Annotated in this window: 18 protein-coding genes and 2 pseudogenes; 5 read left to right on the top strand and 15 right to left on the bottom strand. The window is 73.8% G+C overall.

Annotated elements, in window-relative coordinates; translation table 11 throughout:
* Positions 1–350: 350 nt before the first annotated feature.
* A complete protein-coding gene (gene npdG, locus N5096_RS07585; protein WP_267663733.1) occupies positions 351–1,019 on the bottom strand; it encodes an NADPH-dependent F420 reductase in 669 nt (222 codons plus the stop codon).
* A gap of 125 nt (positions 1,020–1,144) precedes the next feature.
* Between npdG and N5096_RS07580 the strand changes: the two genes are divergently transcribed.
* Together N5096_RS07580 and N5096_RS07575 are read left to right on the top strand one after the other, a co-directional pair.
* On the top strand, positions 1,145–1,450 hold the full coding sequence (locus tag N5096_RS07580; protein WP_267663732.1) for a MazG-like family protein: 306 nt from the start codon (positions 1,145–1,147) through the stop codon (positions 1,448–1,450).
* A 78-nt stretch (positions 1,451–1,528) separates the two neighbouring features.
* Positions 1,529–1,699: a hypothetical protein gene (locus tag N5096_RS07575; RefSeq protein WP_267663731.1), complete on the top strand. Its 171-nt coding sequence runs from the start codon at positions 1,529–1,531 to the stop codon at positions 1,697–1,699.
* 48 nt (positions 1,700–1,747) lie between these two features.
* On the opposite strand, the gene N5096_RS07570 is transcribed toward N5096_RS07575, so the two are convergent.
* From N5096_RS07570 to N5096_RS07560, 3 genes are all read right to left on the bottom strand, one after another.
* Entirely contained in the window at positions 1,748–3,466 is a 1,719-nt protein-coding gene (locus tag N5096_RS07570) for a globin-coupled sensor protein (protein WP_267663730.1), read from the bottom strand.
* 117 nt (positions 3,467–3,583) lie between these two features.
* Positions 3,584–5,668, bottom strand: a complete 2,085-nt coding sequence (gene fdhF / locus N5096_RS07565; protein ID WP_267663729.1) for a formate dehydrogenase subunit alpha — start codon at positions 5,666–5,668, stop codon at positions 3,584–3,586.
* Between the two features lie 125 nt (positions 5,669–5,793).
* On the bottom strand, positions 5,794–6,744 hold the full coding sequence (locus tag N5096_RS07560) for a hypothetical protein (protein ID WP_267663909.1): 951 nt from the start codon (positions 6,742–6,744) through the stop codon (positions 5,794–5,796).
* A gap of 184 nt (positions 6,745–6,928) precedes the next feature.
* Between N5096_RS07560 and N5096_RS07555 the strand changes: the two genes are divergently transcribed.
* Positions 6,929–7,624, top strand: a complete 696-nt coding sequence (locus N5096_RS07555) for a helix-turn-helix domain-containing protein (protein ID WP_267663728.1) — start codon at positions 6,929–6,931, stop codon at positions 7,622–7,624.
* 35 nt (positions 7,625–7,659) lie between these two features.
* Here the strand turns inward: N5096_RS07555 and N5096_RS07550 are convergent, their stop codons facing one another.
* From N5096_RS07550 to N5096_RS07500, 11 genes and pseudogenes are all read right to left on the bottom strand, one after another.
* A complete protein-coding gene (locus N5096_RS07550) occupies positions 7,660–7,842 on the bottom strand; it encodes a DUF7987 family protein (RefSeq protein WP_267663727.1) in 183 nt (60 codons plus the stop codon).
* 61 nt (positions 7,843–7,903) lie between these two features.
* Entirely contained in the window at positions 7,904–9,523 is a 1,620-nt protein-coding gene (locus N5096_RS07545; protein ID WP_267663726.1) for a cobyric acid synthase, read from the bottom strand.
* A 43-nt stretch (positions 9,524–9,566) separates the two neighbouring features.
* Entirely contained in the window at positions 9,567–10,280 is a 714-nt protein-coding gene (locus tag N5096_RS07540) for a cob(I)yrinic acid a,c-diamide adenosyltransferase (RefSeq protein WP_267663725.1), read from the bottom strand.
* The gene (locus N5096_RS07535) at positions 10,277–11,005 is read right to left on the bottom strand and encodes an adenosylcobinamide amidohydrolase (protein ID WP_267663724.1); all 729 of its coding nucleotides are present in this window, start codon (positions 11,003–11,005) and stop codon (positions 10,277–10,279) included. Before N5096_RS07535 ends, N5096_RS07540 begins: the two co-directional genes overlap by 4 nt.
* Positions 10,998–12,050, bottom strand: a complete 1,053-nt coding sequence (locus N5096_RS07530; RefSeq protein WP_267663723.1) for an aminotransferase class I/II-fold pyridoxal phosphate-dependent enzyme — start codon at positions 12,048–12,050, stop codon at positions 10,998–11,000. The genes N5096_RS07535 and N5096_RS07530 overlap by 8 nt, the downstream gene beginning before the upstream one ends.
* A complete protein-coding gene (locus N5096_RS07525; RefSeq protein ID WP_267663908.1) occupies positions 12,047–12,730 on the bottom strand; it encodes an NTP transferase domain-containing protein in 684 nt (227 codons plus the stop codon). Before N5096_RS07525 ends, N5096_RS07530 begins: the two co-directional genes overlap by 4 nt.
* On the bottom strand, positions 12,730–13,512 hold the full coding sequence (cobS, locus tag N5096_RS07520) for an adenosylcobinamide-GDP ribazoletransferase (RefSeq protein ID WP_267663722.1): 783 nt from the start codon (positions 13,510–13,512) through the stop codon (positions 12,730–12,732). Before cobS ends, N5096_RS07525 begins: the two co-directional genes overlap by 1 nt.
* Entirely contained in the window at positions 13,509–14,561 is a 1,053-nt protein-coding gene (locus tag N5096_RS07515; protein WP_267663721.1) for a CobD/CbiB family cobalamin biosynthesis protein, read from the bottom strand. The genes cobS and N5096_RS07515 overlap by 4 nt, the downstream gene beginning before the upstream one ends.
* A 2-nt stretch (positions 14,562–14,563) precedes the next feature.
* Positions 14,564–15,874 (bottom strand): cobyrinic acid a,c-diamide synthase, encoded by a 1,311-nt coding sequence (locus tag N5096_RS07510; RefSeq protein ID WP_267663720.1) that lies wholly within the window; start codon positions 15,872–15,874, stop codon positions 14,564–14,566.
* Positions 15,871–16,956 (bottom strand): annotated as a pseudogene (locus tag N5096_RS07505) (nicotinate-nucleotide--dimethylbenzimidazole phosphoribosyltransferase); the annotation flags it as partial. The pseudogene N5096_RS07505 and the gene N5096_RS07510, both read right to left, overlap by 4 nt.
* Positions 16,957–17,152: 196 nt before the next feature.
* Positions 17,153–17,548 carry an ArsR/SmtB family transcription factor gene (locus N5096_RS07500; protein WP_267663719.1) on the bottom strand — a complete coding sequence of 132 codons (396 nt, stop codon included), beginning with the start codon at positions 17,546–17,548 and terminating at the stop codon, positions 17,153–17,155.
* A 159-nt stretch (positions 17,549–17,707) separates the two neighbouring features.
* Here N5096_RS07500 and N5096_RS16510 point away from each other — a divergent pair.
* Both N5096_RS16510 and arsD read left to right on the top strand, forming a co-directional pair.
* Positions 17,708–17,839 (top strand): annotated as a pseudogene (locus N5096_RS16510) (cupin domain-containing protein); the annotation flags it as partial.
* Positions 17,840–18,031: 192 nt separating this feature from the next.
* Positions 18,032–18,361, top strand: a complete 330-nt coding sequence (gene arsD / locus N5096_RS07495; RefSeq protein ID WP_267663718.1) for an arsenite efflux transporter metallochaperone ArsD — start codon at positions 18,032–18,034, stop codon at positions 18,359–18,361.
* Positions 18,362–18,363 lie beyond the last annotated feature (2 nt).

Below are 18,363 nucleotides of genomic sequence, written 5' to 3'. Positions count from 1 at the left end.
GCCACGGTTGCGGTGCGGTCGGGTGGGACTCAAAGGGGCAGTCGCGAGGGCGACGGTGGCCGAAGCAAGGACCGCAGGAAGCGAGCCCGCCGAGCGACTGAGGACCGCAGCGAGGCCCCCGAGCCGTCGCGGCTGGGGCTTTGGCGGTGTTCATCGTCGATCCGGATTCAGTCATTTATAAGCGAGCGGCTGGGGCTTTGGCGGTGTTCATCGTTGATCTGTGCGTAACAATTTATAAATAATGGACCGCCGGAACGGTGGTCGTCGACGCCGCCGCTCGACTCTATTTATAAATCGTACTGAACGGCCGTCCGTTTATTTATAACTGGGCCGTACCTCACGCCGGTCTCCTACTGGAATCGCACGCCGAGGTCGCGGTGCCCGTCGTTGTTCGAGGCGACGTTGATCAGGAGCGGGGTGAGCCCCTCGATCTCGGGCGCGTTGGCGAGCCCACCGGCGTCGAGCGGGCGTAGCCCCTCGATCCCCTCGGCGACGTCCGCGACCGTCCCCTTCGCGTCCTCGTCGTCGCCGATCACGAGCGTGTCGATCCCCAGGTCGGCGTCGAGGTTCGCGAGGCGCGCGGCCGCGAGGTTGTGAAACGCGCCGACGACCGCGACGCCCTCGGGCGCCGCGCCGGCGGCGATGGCCGTCACCGAACCCGCGCCCGGCTTGTGGTAGTGGAACCCCTCGTCGTCGCGCTTCATCCCCGTCGCCGGCGAGACGAGGACGTCGCCGTCGTCGAGCGACCCCGCCACCGCCTCGACGGTGTCGCCGACGTGGTACGGCGGGACCGCGAGAACGGCGACCCGCGCGTCGGCGGCGACCGCGGCGTTCTCGCCGCCGGTCACCGCGGCGTCGAGCCCGCGGCTCTCCAGTTCGGTGGTGTACTCCTCGGCTCTGTTCTCGGCCTTTTCGGCCTCTCGCGAGCCGATCGCGACCCGGTGGGGCGTGTCCGCCGCCAGCCGGAGCGCGAGCCCCTCGCCGATGTCGCCGGTGCCGCCCAAGATGGCGATTCGCATACGATCCGTGGGGTCGCTCGCGTCTTAGGGGTTGCGTGACCGGCCGTCCTCGCCACCGTCGAAGCCGCTGTCCTCGCCGCGTTCGAAGCGGGGGATTCTTGCCCGAACGCGCGGAGGCGACGCTCATGAACGAGCAGGAGCGCGTCGCCGCGTTCGTCGCCGAGCACGGGCTGGAGACCGACCTCGCGCACCGCGTCCTCGACGTGGAGAGCGAGCTCGGCGAGGTCGCGAAGGAGGTGGCGACCTCCACCGACTACGGGAGCGACCCGGCCGCCGCGGCGGTCGCGACCGACGAGGTCGGCGACGCGCTGTTCGCGCTGCTCGCGCTCGCCGAGACCGCCGACGTCGACGCCGGCGACGCGCTCGACGAGTCGCTCGCGAAGTACGAGGCGCGGATCGAGTCGTCCGGAGACGCGCGGTCCGACCGATAGCGACTCCGAGACCGGACCGGACCGGCGGCGCGCAGAGGCCGGGCGTCGGTTCAAGTGCGTCGACCGCCTACTCGGCTCATGACCGACTCCCCGTCGCTCGCGCTGCGCTACGTCGCCTGCGACGCCTGCGAGACGGTGTTCGCGCTCCCGGACGACCCCGACGACCCGACCGCCTGCGCCCGGTGCGGCGCCCGGGCGCTCCGCGATCTCCCCGGGGTCCGAGGCCCGGACGCGTACTTCGCCCCCTGACTCGGCCGGCGGGCCGCGGACCGCGGCGGTCCGGTCGCCCCGACAGGCTCACAACAGGTCGTCCATCTCCAGCTCTCCGGCCGCCACCGCCTCCAGCTCCTCGTCCGAGAGCCGATCGATCACGAACTCCGGCATCCCGTCCGGAAGCCCCGACGGAACCGACCGATCGCGGTCCGTCCCCTGAGCTGTCCGGCCGCCGTCCGTACGGGACGCCTCGCCGGCTCCGTCGTCGTCGACGGCCAGCCGGCGCACGGTCTGCTCCACCGTGTCGACCATCTCGGCCTGGTGCTCGCTCTCGGCCGCCAGCTCCTGCATCTCGTCGCTGACGCGGTTCGACTGCTGGACCACCTCGTCGATCGTGGCGGCGATCTCCTCGGCGGCGGCGGCCTGCTCGTCGGTCACGTCGGCGACCTCGTCGATGCCGTCCGCCGTCTCCGTCACCGCCTCGGCGATGACGGTGAGACTCTCCGTCGCGTCGCCGACGCGCTCGCTCCCCTCTTCGACCCGCTCGGTCGTCTCCCCGAGGCTCTCGACGGTGTCCTCGGTGTCGGTCTGGATCCCGCCCACCATCGACTCGATGTCGCTCGCGTGCTTCTGCGACTCCTCCGCGAGCGATTTGATCTCGTCGGCGACGACGCCGAACCCGGCGCCGGCCTCACCCGCGCGTGCGGCCTCGATCGAGGCGTTCAGCGCGAGCAGATTCGTCTGGTCCGCGATCCCGTTGATCGCGTCGACGAACTCGTCGATCTCCTCGACGCGGTCCTGGAGCGCCTCGACGTCGTCGGCCACCTCCTCGACGGCCTCGCCGATGTCGTCCATGGCCGCCGCGGCGTCGTCGGCCGCCTCTCGCCCGTCGTCGGCCATCGCTTCCGCTCGGCTGCTCGTCCGCTCGACCTCGTCGGCGGTCGACGCCACCTCCTCGACCGTCGCCGAGAGGTTCGCCACCTCCGAGGAGATCTCGTTGACCCGCTGGGACTGCTCCTCCGACGCGTCGCCGACCTCGGCGGCGCTGTCCGCGACGTCCGCCGCCGACTCCTGGAGGTCGCCGATCGGCCCCTGGATCTCGTCTTCGACCTCGGACATCAGGCGCTTGTTCCGATCGATCTCCTCGGAGAGCTTCTCGCTGTACGACTGGATGTACGTGTCCGTGACGACCTGCATGTCGAGGTTGATGATCCGGAGGACCGACAGGAGGTCCTCGATCGCGTCGTCGACCTCCTCTTCCACCGCCGCCTCGACCGCGTCTCCGACCCCCTCGCCAGCGCCCTCGTCGGCCAGCCGGTCCGTGAGCGAGTCAGTGAGTCGGTCGCCGATGATCGGGAGGATCAGGTCGTAGTACACGCCGTACTGACCGATGTAGTGTTTCATCGGCATCTCGAGGATGTCGTGGATCTTCCCGATCCGCGCTCGGTCCTCGAAGTACTCCGACCCGTATTCGCCCTCGGCGAGCGTTACGAGATACGCCGACTGCGTCCGCTTGAGCTGTTCGAGCCCCTTGTCGGAGCGGCCGATCACGTCGACGGTCTGCTGGTGACCGGTGAGGTTGTCGTAGAAGTCGTCCGCGACCTGCTCGGCGTTCTCCGCGAAAGCGTCCTCGTACCGGCTCAGTCGCCGCTCGTCCTCCTCGTCGAATCCGACGAACTGCTTCCGCCACGCGATCTCGTCGGCGTCGAGCCCGATCTCCTCGACCAGTCCGGCAACGTCCAGCCCCTGGTTTAAACCGCCCTGCCCGAAGTCTCCCCGCCCGTACTCTCCAGATGTCGCCATATGCAGCGCTGCGATTTTCAACTATATAAGATGTCTCACCCCACTCTCAGGAGTGATAGCGGGCCCTTCGACCGTCAGGCCGCGGTCGATCGCCGATTACGCGGCTCAGACGGCCGTTCAGTCGGCGTCGGCCGCGTCGCCCCCGGCGGCCGGCTCGACGGCGACAGCCGAGTGCTTGAACTCGGGAATCCCCGCTTCCGGGTCGAGCGCGTCGCCGGTCAGGGCGTTCGCGAGCGGCTCCGCGTAGTGGAACGTGCAGAACGTCACGCCCTCGCGGACCGCCGGGGTGACCTCGGCCGTGACCTCGACGCTCCCGCGCTCGTTCGAGACGGTCACCGGGTCGCCGTCACCGATCCCGCGGTCGGCGGCGTCGTCGGGGTGGATCTGGAGCGCGTCCTCGCCGCGCATGGCCATGAGCCGGTCCGACCGGCGGCTGAGCGCCCCGCTGTTGAACTGCTGGAGCACACGGCCGGTCGTCAGCGTCAGCTCGCCGGCGTCGAGGGCGTCTGCGGGCGGGACGGGGTCCACGACCGCGAGGGGCGCGGTGCGCTCGCCGGTCAGGAACTCCTCGGCGTGCAACACGTCCGTGCCGGCGCCGTCGTCGGCCGAGAAGGGCCAGCGCTGGTAGCCGTCGCCGATCCCCTCGTAGCTCATCCCCCCGTAGATCGGGGCGACGCGCGTGACCTCGTCGAACGCCGCCTCCGGCCCCTCGTACTCGAACCCCTCGGGCCGGTCGGTCAGCCGCCGGCCGAGCGCGCTCAGAATCTCGAAGTCGCGCCGGGCGTTCCCGGGGAGATCGGCGTTGGGCCGCATCCGCATCACGCGCCGGTCGGTGTTCGTCACCGTGCCGGCCTTCTCGGCCCACGCGCTCCCCGGGAGGACCACGTCGGCGTGGGCCGCGGTCCTCGTCTCGAACAGATCGATGACGACGCAGAAGTCGAGCTCGTCGAACGCCGACGCGACCGCGCTCGCGTTCGGCTCGGTGACCGCGGGGTTCTCGCCGAAGACGACCGCCGCCCGCACCTCGTCGCCGAACCGGTGGGTCGCCTCCACCTCGGTGAGCCCGGGCTCGGCCGGCGGCTCGACGCCCCACTCCGCGGCGACGCGCTCGCGAGCGTCCGCGTCCGCCACGGACTCGTAGCCGGGGAGCACGCCCGGGAGCCCGCCGACGTCGCTGGCGCCCTGCACGTTGTTCTGCCCGCGCAGCGGGTTCACGCCGGTCCCGGGTCGTCCGACGTTCCCGGTCAGCAGCGCGAGGTTGAGCAGGGCGTGGACGTTGTCCGTGCCGCAGCGGTGCTGGCTCGTCCCCATCCCCGTGATGACCGCGGCGCGGTCGGCCTCGCCGTACGCCCGGGCCGCCTCGCGGACCGTCTCGGGGTCGACGCCCGCCGCTTCGGCGTTCGCCGCGACGTCGACGTCGGCGAGGTGCTCGCGAAGCCGGTCGAACCCGGTCGTCCGCTCCGCGAGGAACGCCTCGTCGACGAGGTCCTCCTCGACGAGGACCGCGGCGATCGCGTTCGCCACCTCGATGTCGGTGCCGGGCCGCAGCGGGAGGTGGACGTCGGCCGCCTCGGTCGTGTCGTTCGCACGGGGGTCGACGTGGACGAGCGTCGCGCCGTCGCGGACCGCCGGGAGGATGTACGACCGGAACGCGACCGGGTGCTGTTCCGCCGGGTTCGCGCCGTTGACGAACAGGCAGTCCGCCTCCCGCAAGTCGTCGAGGGTGTTCGTCATCGCGCCCGCGCCGAGCCGGTCACTCATCGCGGCGACGGTCGAGGCGTGACAGAGCCGCGCGCAGTTGTCCACGTTGTTCGTCCCGAGGATTCGCGCGAGCTTCTGGAGGACGTAGTTCTCCTCGTTCGTGCAGTTCGAGGAGGCGAAGAACTGCACGGCGTCCGGCCCGTGCTCGTCGACCACTCGCCCGACGCCGTCCGCGACGCGGTCGAGCGCCTCCTCCCACGGCGCCGTGACGAAGCGGCCGTCGTGCCTGACGAGCGGTTCGGTCAGGCGGTCCTCGTGGTCGACGACGTCGAACGCGGCCGCGCCCTTCGGGCAGATCTCCCCGCGGCCGTTCACCGGTCCCTCGACCCCGGTCGCGCTCCCCCACCCGGCGTACTCGACGCCGCAGCCGACGCCGCAGAAGGGGCAGACGGTGGGGTTCGACTCGAAGCTCCGTTCGGACGTCTCGGTCGGGTCGGTCATCGCGTCGAGCGTAGGCCCCCCACGACCCTCCCAATGGGACCGGAGTAGCATGGTGTTTTAAATATCGCTCCGCGTCGCTCGCGGTCGTCGACCGCGCCGACCGCCCTCGTCGACCCCGGCGACGGTCACCCCGTCGCGGCGTCGCCGGCGACCGGGGCGAGGACGCGGCCGAGCGACAGGAGCCCCGCGGTGACGAGGCAGGCCGCGAACGCGATGGTTCCGAGCTTTCCGCCGAAGCCGACGAAGTAGGGCGCGGCGCCGACGAACGCGACGCCCGCGGTCCCGCCGGCCAGCAGCATCGGGCCGGGCCCCGGGATCCGCTCCGGCGTGGCCATCCCGACGAACGACGCGCAGAAGGCGACGGCCGCGAGCGCGTCGCCCCCGGCGAACAGCGGCGGGAAGACCACGCCGGCGACGAGCCCGACGACCGCGGAGCCGACGACCGGGCCGTGGCCGAGCCGGACGCTCACGAGGAACGCCACGAGGGCGGCGACGGCCGCGGCGACCACGAGGCCCGCGGCGACGGTCGGCTCCGGGACCGCCCCCGCTCCGGGCGCGAGCCCGCCGAGCGCCGCCACCGTCAGGCAGCCGACGAACGCGGTCGTGCCGAGCTTCCCGCCGAACCCGTTGAACGCGCGCTTGGCGGCCACGAAGACGCCGCCGGCGACGAGGCCCGCGGCGGCGACGGCCCCGAGGTCCGCGCCGGCCGCCGGGGTCGCCATCCCGACGAACGAGCCGCAGTACGCGGGGGCGCCGTACGTCTCCGACAGGAGGTACGCGCAGAGCCCGACCAAGGCGGAGGCCACGACCGGCCCGACGCCGACCTGCACGGAGAGCGCGTAGGTGACCGGCGCCGCGACGGCGACGGCGGTCGCGTTGCCGAGGTCGGTCCACGTGACCCGAAACCCGTCGGTCCGAAGCGCCAATCTGGCCTCCGTGACGGCGGTGTAGCTGAGGCTCCCGGCGGCGATCGCGAAGGCGAGGGCGCCGACCAACAGCACGGCGCCGGTCCCCGTTCCGGTCGCCAGGCCCCGGGCCGCTCCGCCTCCAAGGCCCGCGGCCGTCGCGACGCTCATTCCGGCCCCGGCACCGGCCAGGGCGATCGCTCCAACGGCGTGGATCGTTCGGGTCACGGTCACGGCTCCGAGCGGCGAACCGATACCGACCGACCCACAGTATTGCGGGTGTTCTCGGAGGGCCCCCCACCGACCCGCTCGTTGGGGATCAGGCCTTTGTGTCCGTCGCCCGTTCCGGGATCCGATGGCAACCGGAGGCGAGTCCACGGGGAGTCGCGCGGGGGAGGTGCCCGACGGCGTCCGCGCCGGCGTCGCGATCCACGGCGCGGGGAACTGTCCGGTCGTCGCGGCGTCGACCGCCCACGACGGTCCGATCACGGGCGTCAACTGGACGCACGCGGGCGACACTCACACCGAGGAATTCCGCGCCCGCGACCCGGACGCGGTCGATCGGGCGGAGGACGTTCCGGCGGCGGCGTCCGTCGTCGACCTCGGCGACGAGCGGGTGTACCGGTACGACCGCCCGCGCGACGAGGGGTGCGCCTGTCGGGTCATCGAGGAGCTCGACTGCCCGATCGCCGACGCGCGCGCCGAGGACGGCGTCCTCCTCTTGACGCTCCACCTCCCCGACCTCGAGCGTCTCCGCGACATCGTCTCGGCGCTCGACGGCATCGCGGACCGCGTCGAGGTCCGCTACCTCGTCCACGGCGCGGCCGACGACGACGCGGTGCCGGACCGGACCCTCGTCGACCGCGGCCGGCTCACCGACCGGCAGTGCGAGGTGTTGCGCACCGCCTACCGGTTGGGATACTTCGAGCGCCCGCGCGACGCCAACGCGAGCGCGGTCGCCGCGGCGCTCGACATCGCCCCCTCGACGTTCGCCGAGCACCTCGCGGCGGCCCAGCGGAAGCTGCTGGAGGAGACGCTGGCCGGGGCGTGATCGGCGGGTCGCGCAGTCCGACGACATGCGACTCCCTACGCCGTCTCTCGGTTGTTTAGCGCCTCGTTGATCGCGAGCGGCGTGACGACGCCGCCGCCGATCAACAGCGCGAGCGGGGCCCACTCCGGATACGACGCGTTCAGCGAATCGACGAGGAGAGCGACGGCGGCGGTGAAGGCGATACACGTCCCGATGACGGCGTTCTCGCGGGAGACCATACGCGACCCGTCGGCGGGGATTTATAAGGATATTTCGCCGTAGCGGCGCCCCTGAGCCCGGTCACCCGACGTCGCCGACCCCGAGCGCCGAGAGGTCGACGTTGTCGGCGACGAGGTCGGCGGCCCGGTCGTACGGCGAGCGGTCGGCCGCCTCCCCCGTCGCGCCCCCGTCGCCCTCGCCCGACCCGGCCGCCGGCCGCGGCTTCCCCGCCACCGCGAAGATGCGGTCGACGAACGCGTCCCGGACGCCCGCGTTCTCGAAGAGGCCGTGGAGGTAGGTCCCGAGCGCGCGGTCGGTGGCCGCGCTCTCCGGGCCCAGCGGGGAGGCGATCGCCTCGGTCGGCGACGACCGACCCATGTGGATCTCGTAGCCGGTCGCAGTTCCCGACGCGCCGGCGAGCGGACCGACCCCCTCGACCGACCGCGTCACGCGCTCCACGCGCTTCTCCGGCGAGAATCGCGTCTCGACCGGGAGCACGCCGACGCCCTCGACCTCGGTCTCCGGCCCGGTCCCCTCAACCTCGGCGTTCGTCAGCCGCTCGCCGAGGATCTGGTAGCCGCCGCAGAGCCCGACGATCGGCCCGGAAAAGTCGCGGAGCGCGTCGTCGACGCCGGCGTCGCAGAGCGCGAGCAGGTCGTCGACGGTGTTCTTCGAGCCGGGGATGACGACCCCGTCGGCGCCGGCGAGGGGCGCGTCGCCGCCGGACGCGCCGCTCCCGGACGCGTCGCCGCGGGGCGCGTCGAGCGGGACGTACGCCACCCGGACGCCCGGCTCGCGCGCCAGCGGCTCCAGGTCGGTGAAGTTCGAGATCCGCGGGAGCCGCGGGACGGCGATCCGGACCGCATCGGCGTCCGCGACCCCGTCGTCCGCGCCGAGGGCAGTCGACCCGCTGTCGGTCCCCTCCGCTCCCGCGTCCGGCAGCGAGAGGCTGTCCTCCGCGGGGAGCCCGGGGTCGTCGTGGGGGACGACGCCGACGATCGGGACCCCCGTGCGCTCCTCGATCTCGGCGATCCCGGGCTCCAGCAGGGCGGGGTCGCCGCGGAACTTCGTGATGACCGCGCCGGCGACGCGCTCGCGGACGTCGTCGGGGAGGAGTTCGAGCGTCCCGTAGAGGCTCGCGAAGGCGCCGCCGCGCTCGATGTCGACCGCGATCAGGATCCGGGCGTCCGCGAACCGCGCCGTCTCGACGTTCGCGAGGTCCCGATCGTGGAGGTTGATCTCGGCGATGCTGCCCGCCCCCTCGGCGACGATCACGTCGCGGTCGGCCGCGAGCCGGCCGTGGGCCGCGACCGCCGCGTTTCGGGCCGCCTCCCAGTGCGACTCGTAGTACTCGCCGGCCGCGAAGTGGCCGACCGCCTCCCCGTCGATCACCAGCTGGCTCTCGCCGTCGCCGCGCGGCTTGAGCAGCACGGGGTTCATGTCGGTCGTCGCCGGGACCCCGGCCGCTCGGGCCTGCACGTACTGGGAGACGCCGATCTCGCCCCACTCGCCGCCCGGCGTCAGCGCGACGCGGGCGTTGTTGCTCATGTTCTGGGCCTTGAACGGGGCGACCGCGACCCCGTTCCGCGTGAGGTGCCGACAGAGCCCGGCCGCCAGCGTGCTCTTGCCGGCGTGGCTCGCCGTGCCGGCGATCAGGACCGTCTCGGCGTCGGGGTCAGGGTCGGAGTCGGCGTCGGTCACGGGCGCCTCCGACGCGGCGCGCGTCGCGGCCGGATCATGCGTCTCAGTACTCCGTCCCCCGCCGGGCACGGTGGCCCGCGTCGAACGGATGCGCCACCTTCCGGACGTTCGTGATCAGGTCGGCGACGCCCTCCAGGTACGCCGGCTCCGCGTGGCTCCCGGTGAGGACGAGTTCGAGGCCCTCCGGCTTCGACTCCGCGAGCGAGACGGCCTCGTCGGGGTCGACGAGCCCCCGGTCGACCGCGTACAGCAGCTCGTCGAGGACGAGCATGTGAACCCCGTCGTCGGGCTCGCCGTCGAGCGGGAGCGGCCCGGAGAGGTCGGCGTCGGCGGCGCCCGCGACGAGCGCCTCGGCCCGCTCGAAGGCGCCCCGCGCCTGCGCCTCGTGCTCGTCGTCGGCGGAGCCGTCGAGCAGGCCGTGCCAGCCGTAGTGACCGGCGTTCTCGTAGGTGAACCCCGGCATGGCCGCGATGGCGTTGTACTCGCCCCGAACGCCCTCGACGCTGTCGGCGCCCCCCTTCATGAACTGGAGCATGTGGACGCGGTAGCCGTGCCCCGCGGCCCGGAAGCCCATCCCCATCGCCGCCGTGGTCTTGCCCTTTCCGTCGCCCCACCAAGCCTGCACGAGGCCGAACTCCTCGGGCGCGGCCGGCTCGATCGGCTCCGGTTCGGGGGCCGCGCCGCCGCCCGGCGTCCGGGCACTTGGGTTCTCGTCGTCCGATTCCGCCGTGTCGCTGTCGGTGTTGTCTGCTGTCATATCTCGAAGACCTCCGCCCGCTCGTCGGCGACGACGCCGTGCTCGGCGTCGCCGGCCGGACCGGGCAGATTGCCGTCCGGGTACCGCGACCGCAGGCCCGCGCGGACCGCGTCCCGGACGCAGACGCGGGCCGCCGCGCCGACCGCCGTGGCGCTGCCCGAGAACGCCGCCGGCTCCCCCTCCGGGTCGTCGGCGACGGCGACCGCGTCGCTGGTCGTCCCCGGGACGCCCGCGGTCGCGAGCAGCGTCGCCGCCTTCGCCTCGGCCGCGACGGCGACGAGGTTCGCCCCGGCGCCGTCCGCGAGCCGACGGGTGGTCCCGACGATCAGGTTGACCGTGCCGGGTCGCCGGGGCGGTCCCTCGGTCGCCGCCGCGTCCCCGTCGACCGTCTCGGCTCGCTCTTCGACCGGCTCCATCGGGAGCATCGCCGGGTTCGAGAGCCCCACGGTCGCGTACGCGACGACGGGGCCGCGGCGGGCGCCCCGCGCGTGTTCCATCGCGACGCCGGTGAACAGGGTCGGCGGGTCGGTCGTGCTTTTAAACCCCGCCCGCGACAGCCGCTCGTCGCGGTACGCGCCGAGGTCGGTGCGCTCGAACGCCTCTGGGACGGTCACGTTGTAGGCGGCGTCGCCCCGGGAGCGCCCGCCGTCCCAGCCGGTCGAGAGCCAGCGCGTCCCCGGGCGGCGCAGGCGCAGGACGCCGTCCCGCACGGTCGCCTCAAACACCGTCGCCCTCCGGATCAGTCGCGTTCTCGTCCTCGACCCCCAGCGCCGCCAGCAGTCGGTCGTTCTCCGCGGGCCGGCGCACCGCGACCCGAACGTGCGAGTCGAGCCCGCGGAAGGTGGTCGCGTCCCGGACCGCGACGCCGCGCTCGCGCGCCTCCCCGACGACCGCCTCGACCGCCCGCCCCGTTTTCCCGACGTCGAGCAGCAGGAACGGCGCGTCCGAGGGGGAGACCCCGTAGCGCCCGGCGAGGGCTTCGCGCATCCGCGACCGCTCCGAGCGCACGCGCTCGCGGGTCTCGCTTATAAATTCCTCCCGGCGCATGCAGTGCGCGCCGGTCGCGAGCGCCGGGGCGCTCAGGTTCCACGGCCGCCGGGCGCTCGACAGCGCCGCGCCGACCTCGCCCGTCGCGACCGCGAAGCCGGTCCGGATCCCGGGGAGCCCGAACAGCTTCGTGAGCGAGCGGGCGACGACGACGCCCTCCGTCCCCGCGAGCGACGGACGGTCGGTGAACCCGCGGAACGCCTCGTCGACCACCAGGCGCGTGTCGGCCTCGCGACACCGCGCCGCGAACCGCTCCAAGGCCGCCCGGTCGTACGCGGTCCCGGTCGGGTTGTTCGGATCGCAGACCACGGCGAGCGCGTGGCCGCTCGGGTCGGCGTCGAGAATCTCGCTCGCCGGGGCGAACGCGGGTTCGCCCCCCTGCAGCCGCGCCTCGCGGGCGTACTCGCCGAAGCTCGGCGCCGGGAGGAGGGCGGTGTCGCCCGGGTCGACCGCGAGCGCGACCGCGGCCCGGATCGCGGCGAGCCCGCCGGGGGCCGGGACCACGGCCTCGGGGTCGCAGCCGACGTAGTCGGCCGCGGCCTCGCGGAACGCCGCCGGCGGCTCTGCCGGGTACGTCCGCGCGTCCGCGAACGCCTTGCGGTAGACCGCCTCGACGCCCGCCGGCACCTCGGGGTTGGTGTTCGCCGAGAAGTCCAGCAGGTCGGGGTCGTCGCTGCTCCCGTGGGCCGCGCGGTCGAGGTCGACGGCGTCGTCGTAGTTCATCGGTGTGTCCCCTCCTCGCTGTCGGCCGCCCCGTCGGCGAGCAGCCCCTCGGCGACTCGAACGTCCGACGGGTAGTTGACGTTGACGGCGAGCCGGACGTCCTCGGTGACGTGGACGGCGGCGTCGCCGTCGTTCCCCTCGCCTTTCCCGCCCCCGACGACGTTGATCCCGGCGGGGACGACCTCCCGGCCGTCGACCTCGGCCGCGGTGTCGGCGCTGACGCCGAGTTCGCGCTTGCGCGCTGCGGGGACGCAGACGGTGAGCGACGCCGGCGCGTCGCCGGCGCCGGCGGCCCGGGCGGCGTCGATCACGCCGTCCGCCGCCTCCGAGTCGAGGAGCGGGAGATCGGCGGCGACCGTTAAAAAGGGTGTGGCGGCCGATCGGCCGACGTCGCCCGCGTCGCTCGCGTCGTCCCCGTCGCCCGCACCGACCGCGTCCATCGCGTACCGCAGGTCGGCGACGTAGCCGTCCCCCGGCGCGTCGATCACTGACTCCTCCGGACGCTCGTCGACGAGGTGCGCGCGCGTCGCCGACGCGTGCGGCGAGACGACCGCGTGCGCCGTCTCGACGCGGCTCCCGGCGAGCGCGTCGAGCGCGCGGTCGACCATCGGCCGCCCCCCGATCGGGGTCAGCGGCTTTTCGACGGCTCCCCCGAGGCGGGTCCCGCGCCCGCCACACATCAGAAGCGCGTCCACGCGATCACCCCCGCGTGCAGCGCGGCGACCCGCGCGAGCTCGGTCGTCGCGCCGAGCGCGTCGCCGGAGACGCCGCCGAGCCGGCGCCGGGCCCACCGCCGGAGGAGCTCCGCCGTCGCCAGCGCGGCGAGGAGCGCGGCGGCTCCGGGTAGGAGCCGCGGCCACGCGAGGAGCGCGGCGGGCGCCGCGAGCGCGAGGACCGGGAGCGCCGACCCGGCGGTGGCGCCTTCCGTGAGCGCGGAGCCGAGCCCCTCGTGGGCCGCGTCGCCGACGCAGACGAGCGTCGCGGTCGCGGCCTTCGCGCCGACCTCGGCGGCGACGACGACGCCGACCGCGACGCCGAGCCGGTCGCGGACGCCCGGCGCGCCGGCCGCGGTCGCGGCCTCGACCAGCCCGAACGCGGCGGTCGCCAGCCCGAGGACGACGGCGACGAGCGCCACCGTCCCGCCGACGCCGAGCGCGGAGTCCTTCAGGACCTCTCGACGCCTCTCGGGCTCTCCGTGGACGACCGCCGCGTCGCCGAGGTCCGCGACCCCGTCGAGGTGAGTGATCCCGGTCACGGCGTAGACGGCGAGCGGAAACGCCAGCGCGACCGTCGGCGCGGGGGCGGGCAGGAGCAGGGGGAGCGCGACGAGCCCCCCAACGAGGTAGCCGACGACGGGGAACGTCCACGGCGCGCGCGAGAACGCCTCCCACGCCGCCTCGCTGCGACCGACCGGGATCCGGGTGAGGAAGCCGAGCGCGCCCCGGAGCGCGGCCGCCCTCATCCGATCACCCCCGCGGGAGCCGGGGGCCAGTCGCTCGACAGCCACCACATCGTCGGGAGCAGCCACCCGACCGCGAGCAGCCACCCCGCCGCCCCCGCGACGGCGACTGCGCCAGCGACGCCGACGAGCCGGACCGCCCGCTCCCCGTCGGCGACGCTCGGCGACCCGGCGGCCGGGTTGAGCGCGTAGCGCCCCGGCTTCGCCAGCCGCACGTCGAGCGCGGCCGCCGCGGTCGCCATCGGCCACCCGGAGTTCGGCGACTCCGGCTCCCGCGCCCACGACCGGGCCCGCGAGAGGGCCCCCACCGACCCGGCTGCGACCGCCAGACAACCCGCGCTCGCGCGGGCCGGCAGGTACATGACGGCGTCGTCGAGCCGGGCGCTCGCCCACCCGACCGGCTTCGACCGGTAGCCGAGCATCGAGTCGAGCGTGTTCACGGCCTTCACCCACGCCGCGCCGCTGACCCCCGCGGCGAGCGGGACGACGCCCGCCGGGGCGACCGCCAGCCCGACCGTCGCGCCGCCCGCGAACCCCGCGAGCGGGGCGGCGAACCCGTCGGCGAGGTTCTCGGCCGCGCTCTCGACGGCCGCGCTCCGGAGGTCGGCCGGCGAGAGGTCGGCGGCGTCCCGCCCCACGAGCGCCCTGACCGACTCGCGGGCCGCGTCCGGGTCGCTCTCGGTCAGCCCGACGACCTCCGCGGTGACCTCGCGCAGCATCCGGAGGCTGACGAGCGAGAAGAGGAGCGTCCCGGCGACGGGGACGGCGAGGAGCTTCGGGCCGACGCCGCTCCGCGCTCCGACCCCCGCCGCGGCCGTTACGGTCCCGCCGGCGACCACCCCGGCAGCGAGCGGGAGCCCCACCGCGGCCGCGACGCCGACGAGCCGGGGGCGCGACCACGGGCGGTCGACCCGTCCGACGACGGACCCGAACAGCGCGACGGGGTGGACCCGTCCGGGGGGCTCCGCGACGAGCAGGTCGAGGGCCACCGCGACCGCCAGCGTGGTGACGGCTGGGAGCGCCGGGGCGGCGGGGGAGACGAGAGCGGCCACGGCTACAGCCCGTCGAGGAACGCGTCGAACGCCCCGCTCTCGGCGTGGACGTGACAGTACGTCCCGAGCGTTCGGTGTTCGATCAGGCCGTCGCGGTCGCCGTCGATCCCGGTCCCGCGCTCCACGTCGAAGGCGAACCGGGCGTCGTCCCCCACGTCGGCGGCCGAGTAGTGGAACTCGTGGCCCCGGAGGGTCTCGCCCGCCGCGGCCGTCGGCGCGTCCCGCCGCGCCCGCAGCTCGACGTGGTCGAGCGCCTGGTATCGGTCGCGCATCCGCACGTCGGCCGGGAGGACGCCCGCCATCGCGTGGGTCTCGCCCTCGACGGTCGTCAGCGACTCGGCGAGCGCCATCAGCCCGCCGCACTCGCCGAGCACCGGGACCCCCTCGGCGGCCGCGCTCGCGACCTCGTCGAGCGTCGGGCTCTCCGCGAGTTCCGCGGCGTGCAGCTCCGGGTAACCGCCGGGGAGGTAGACGCCGTCGCAGGGCGGGAGCTGGTCGCCGGCGGTCGGCGAGAACGGCTCGACGCTCGCCCGCTCGCGCAGGCGCTCGACCGTCGCCGGGTACGCGAACCGAAAGGCCTCGTCGCGGGCGACGGCGACGCGCGGGCGGTCGGCGCCGGTCTGCTCTCTCGCCTCGTTCGGCTCCGCGGCTCCCGCCGGCTCCCGCGCGATATCGAGCAGTCGCTCGGTCCGGAGCCCCTCGGCGGCCGCGTCGAGCGCGTCGCCGGGCAGAGGCGACTCGTCGCCCATGTGGAGCCCGAGGTGGCGCTCGGGGACCTCCAGGTCGTCGTTCGGCGGGATCCGGCCGACGTAGGCCAGCTCGTCCGGGAGCGCCTCGCGGATCCCCTCCTCGTGGCGCCCGCCGTGCGCGCGCTGAGCGATGACTCCCCCGACGTCGATATCCCGGCCCGCGCGCTCGGCGTACGCCCGGAAGCCGAGCGCGGTCGCGGCGACGCTCTCCATCCCCGCGCTCGCGTCGACGACGAGCACGACCGGGAGGTCGAGCGCCTCGGCGACCGCGGCCGTGCTCGACCCGTCGCCGTCGTACAGCCCCATCACGCCCTCGACGAGGCAGACGTCGCCCCCGCCGCGGGCGTAGTTCCGCCGGAGCCCCGCCTCGCCCTGTAACCACAGGTCGAGCGTCCGCGAGGGGCGCCCCGCCACGCGCTCGTGGTGGCTCGGGTCGATGAAGTCGGGGCCGGCCTTCGCCGGCTGGACCGTCCGCCCGGCGTCGTCGAGCGCGCGGATCGCCGCGAGCGTCGCGACGGTCTTGCCGACGCCGGAGCTGACCCCCCCGAGGACGAGTCCCTTCACGGCGCCCCGCCTCCCGTCGCACCCGGCGGTCTTTTTTCCCGCTCGGCGAGCAGTCGGTCGGTGATCGCGACGACGCGCTCGCGCAGGTCGGCGTCGAGGACGCCCGCACGGTCGGCGAGCGCCAGCGCGCCGCCCATCCCGACGCCCTCTTTCGCCTCGCCGCGTGCGTACGCCTCCATCGCCGGGTGATCGCTCCCGCCGAACCCGGGGTCGGTCGCGGTGAGCGCGAGGTCGAGGTCGTCCGCGAGCCCGGCCACGTCCGCGGTTGGGTCGTCGTCGACGAACGCGGTCGTCGCCAGCGGGAGCCGCCGGTCGACCCCCGCGTGCCGCGCCAGCGCGGCGACCGTCGCTAGCTGGGTTCCGCCCGCGAGCATCACGTCGACCCCGTGGCCGACGGCGCCGACCACGAGGCCGGCGGCCGCCGCGAGCACGGGGTCGCCCGTCAGCCGGACCGCGTCGACGGGGTCACCGGCGGCGTCGCCGGGCGCGAGCCCGCTCGCTTCCAGCCCCTCTTCGACCACCGCGCGCTTCGCCTCCAGCGGGTTCGCCGCCAGCGACGAGGAGACGGCCGGGCGCTCGCCGAGCGCGGTCAGGACCCCGAGCGCGGTCGTCGTCCCGCCCGGGATCGTCTCGGCGACGAGGAGCTCTGCGGAGTCGCCGTCGTTGTCACCGGCGCCGTCGCCCGCGATTGTCCCCGCCAGCTCGCGCCCTCGTTTAAATACTCTCGCCGCGTCCGGCACCGGCTCGGGGCCCCGCACATCGCCGCCCGGGGCGGCGCCCGCGTCCTGAACGGTCGCTCCCGCCGGCGACGTCGGCACCGCGAGTCCGGCGTCAATCCCGACGAACTCGAGGTCCACGAGCTCTCTGACCGCCCGGGTGACGACCGCGGGCGTCGGGCAGCCGGACGGGCTGACCGGCACCGGCGAGTCGCTCCCGGGGCGGCCGTCGGCGACGATCTCCAGGTCGGCGCTCGGCGTGTGCCGCCGGAGCGTCGGGTCGGCGCCCGCGGCGCTGATCCCGTCGATCGCGGCCGTCTCGGTCGCGCCCGCGACGACCGCGAGGGTCGCGTCGCTCACGCGGCACCCCCGGCTCGCCGCGTCGGTTGAGTCCGCCCGTCGGCTGTCGCGTCGATACTAACCACTACAGGTTGATTAGGACAAGTCGACTTTAATCGATCGGGATCCGAGGCCGCCCCGGGTGGTGCCCGGAGTCGCGCTCCAGAACGCCCGCTGACGCGCCCGTCCTGGCCGGCCTGCTCTGAGCCGGCACGGTTCGCTTCTACAGCGACCGCGACCCGTCGAGGGCGACGAGGACGGCGTCCGCGCGCGGCGTGGCGCGGTACATCCGCCACTTTCCCTCTTTCCGGCGCGTGACGAGGCCGGCGTCGGTGAGCTTCGAGAGGGCGTGGCTGATCGCGCTGTCGCTGACGTCCAGCAGCGGCGAGAGCTCGCAGACGCACAGCTCGTCCTCGTCGGTCGCGTGTAACATCCGGACGATCTTGTACCGCGTCTCGTTCCCGAGCGCCGACAACAGCTCGACGTCGCTGTCCAGATCCGACCCGCCGGCTGCCTCGTTCAGCTCCTCCAGTTCCGCAACACGCTCGGACAGGTCCTCATCGGTACAGGAGCCGCACTCGTCGACGACGTACCGCCGCAGGCGATCGGTGGACGACATGCGCCACGGTTGAACCGATACGAGATTAAGCGTTGTGGACCACCGTCCCGGCGGAGTTCCCGGTTAGCGGAAAACGATATAGCAATCGTTCAGCTATGTGCACACACGAGGGATGAGCGCGTTCCGGCGGTCCCCCGCCGGTCGACGACCAGCGCGACGGCGACGCGGCAGATACGGAACGGCGACGCTGAGAGCGCGTTCGTCCTCGTGAGCGCCCCGGCCTCGCAGTGCCGAACCGCGACGTGTACCGACGAACCGGGATCGTGGGCCACGGACGGCTTTATCGGGTAACCGCGGCTCTGGACCGTCTCGGGCTTTTGATCCTCTCGGGGCCTCGACCGCCCGACTGGCTCGGAACTCCCCGACCGAAGGGCTTATAATTGAATGAGTGTTTGTTCAAATGAATTGGTCGCGGGGGACTCGCCATCGGCGCGTCCCGCTGCGAACGATACTTCAGACGATCGACGACCATCCGACTCCATCATGACCGAACTCACCCTGTACGAAGAAGCGATGTGTTGCTCCACCGGCGTCTGCGGCCCCGACCCCGACGACGAGCTCGTCGCGGTCAGCGCGGCGCTCGACCAGCTCGAGGACGCGTTCGACGACCTCGAGGTCAACCGGGCGAACATGCAGCACAACATCGACCAGTTCCTCGAGACGCAGCGGATCTACGACCGCGTGCAGGAGAACGGGCCGTCGGTCCTCCCGATCACGGTCGTCGACGAGGAGATCGTCGCCGAGGGGGAGTACCTCTCGTACGACGAACTGACCGCCGCCGTCGGCCAGGGCGCGACGCCCCAGGAGGCCTGACG

The sequence above is a fragment of the Halorubrum yunnanense genome, from assembly GCF_026586675.1.
Taxonomy (GTDB): domain Archaea; phylum Halobacteriota; class Halobacteria; order Halobacteriales; family Haloferacaceae; genus Halorubrum; species Halorubrum yunnanense.
The sequence above is the reverse complement of the archived record's forward strand: the minus strand, read 5'-3'. Positions and strand labels throughout refer to the sequence as shown.

Coding starts and splice junctions, on each gene's coding strand:
- N5096_RS07500 (WP_267663719.1), bottom strand. CDS start 17,548: ATGTCGTCCACCGATCGCCTGCGGCGGTACGTCGTCGACGAGTGCGGC.
- N5096_RS07530 (WP_267663723.1), bottom strand. CDS start 12,050: ATGAACTACGACGACGCCGTCGACCTCGACCGCGCGGCCCACGGGAGC.
- N5096_RS07575 (WP_267663731.1), top strand. CDS start 1,529: ATGACCGACTCCCCGTCGCTCGCGCTGCGCTACGTCGCCTGCGACGCC.
- cobS (WP_267663722.1), bottom strand. CDS start 13,512: ATGAGGGCGGCCGCGCTCCGGGGCGCGCTCGGCTTCCTCACCCGGATC.
- arsD (WP_267663718.1), top strand. CDS start 18,032: ATGACCGAACTCACCCTGTACGAAGAAGCGATGTGTTGCTCCACCGGC.
- npdG (WP_267663733.1), bottom strand. CDS start 1,019: ATGCGAATCGCCATCTTGGGCGGCACCGGCGACATCGGCGAGGGGCTC.
- N5096_RS07550 (WP_267663727.1), bottom strand. CDS start 7,842: ATGGTCTCCCGCGAGAACGCCGTCATCGGGACGTGTATCGCCTTCACC.
- N5096_RS07570 (WP_267663730.1), bottom strand. CDS start 3,466: ATGGCGACATCTGGAGAGTACGGGCGGGGAGACTTCGGGCAGGGCGGT.
- N5096_RS07540 (WP_267663725.1), bottom strand. CDS start 10,280: ATGACAGCAGACAACACCGACAGCGACACGGCGGAATCGGACGACGAG.
- N5096_RS07555 (WP_267663728.1), top strand. CDS start 6,929: ATGGCAACCGGAGGCGAGTCCACGGGGAGTCGCGCGGGGGAGGTGCCC.
- N5096_RS07580 (WP_267663732.1), top strand. CDS start 1,145: ATGAACGAGCAGGAGCGCGTCGCCGCGTTCGTCGCCGAGCACGGGCTG.
- N5096_RS07525 (WP_267663908.1), bottom strand. CDS start 12,730: ATGTGTGGCGGGCGCGGGACCCGCCTCGGGGGAGCCGTCGAAAAGCCG.
- N5096_RS07560 (WP_267663909.1), bottom strand. CDS start 6,744: ATGAGCGTCGCGACGGCCGCGGGCCTTGGAGGCGGAGCGGCCCGGGGC.
- fdhF (WP_267663729.1), bottom strand. CDS start 5,668: ATGACCGACCCGACCGAGACGTCCGAACGGAGCTTCGAGTCGAACCCC.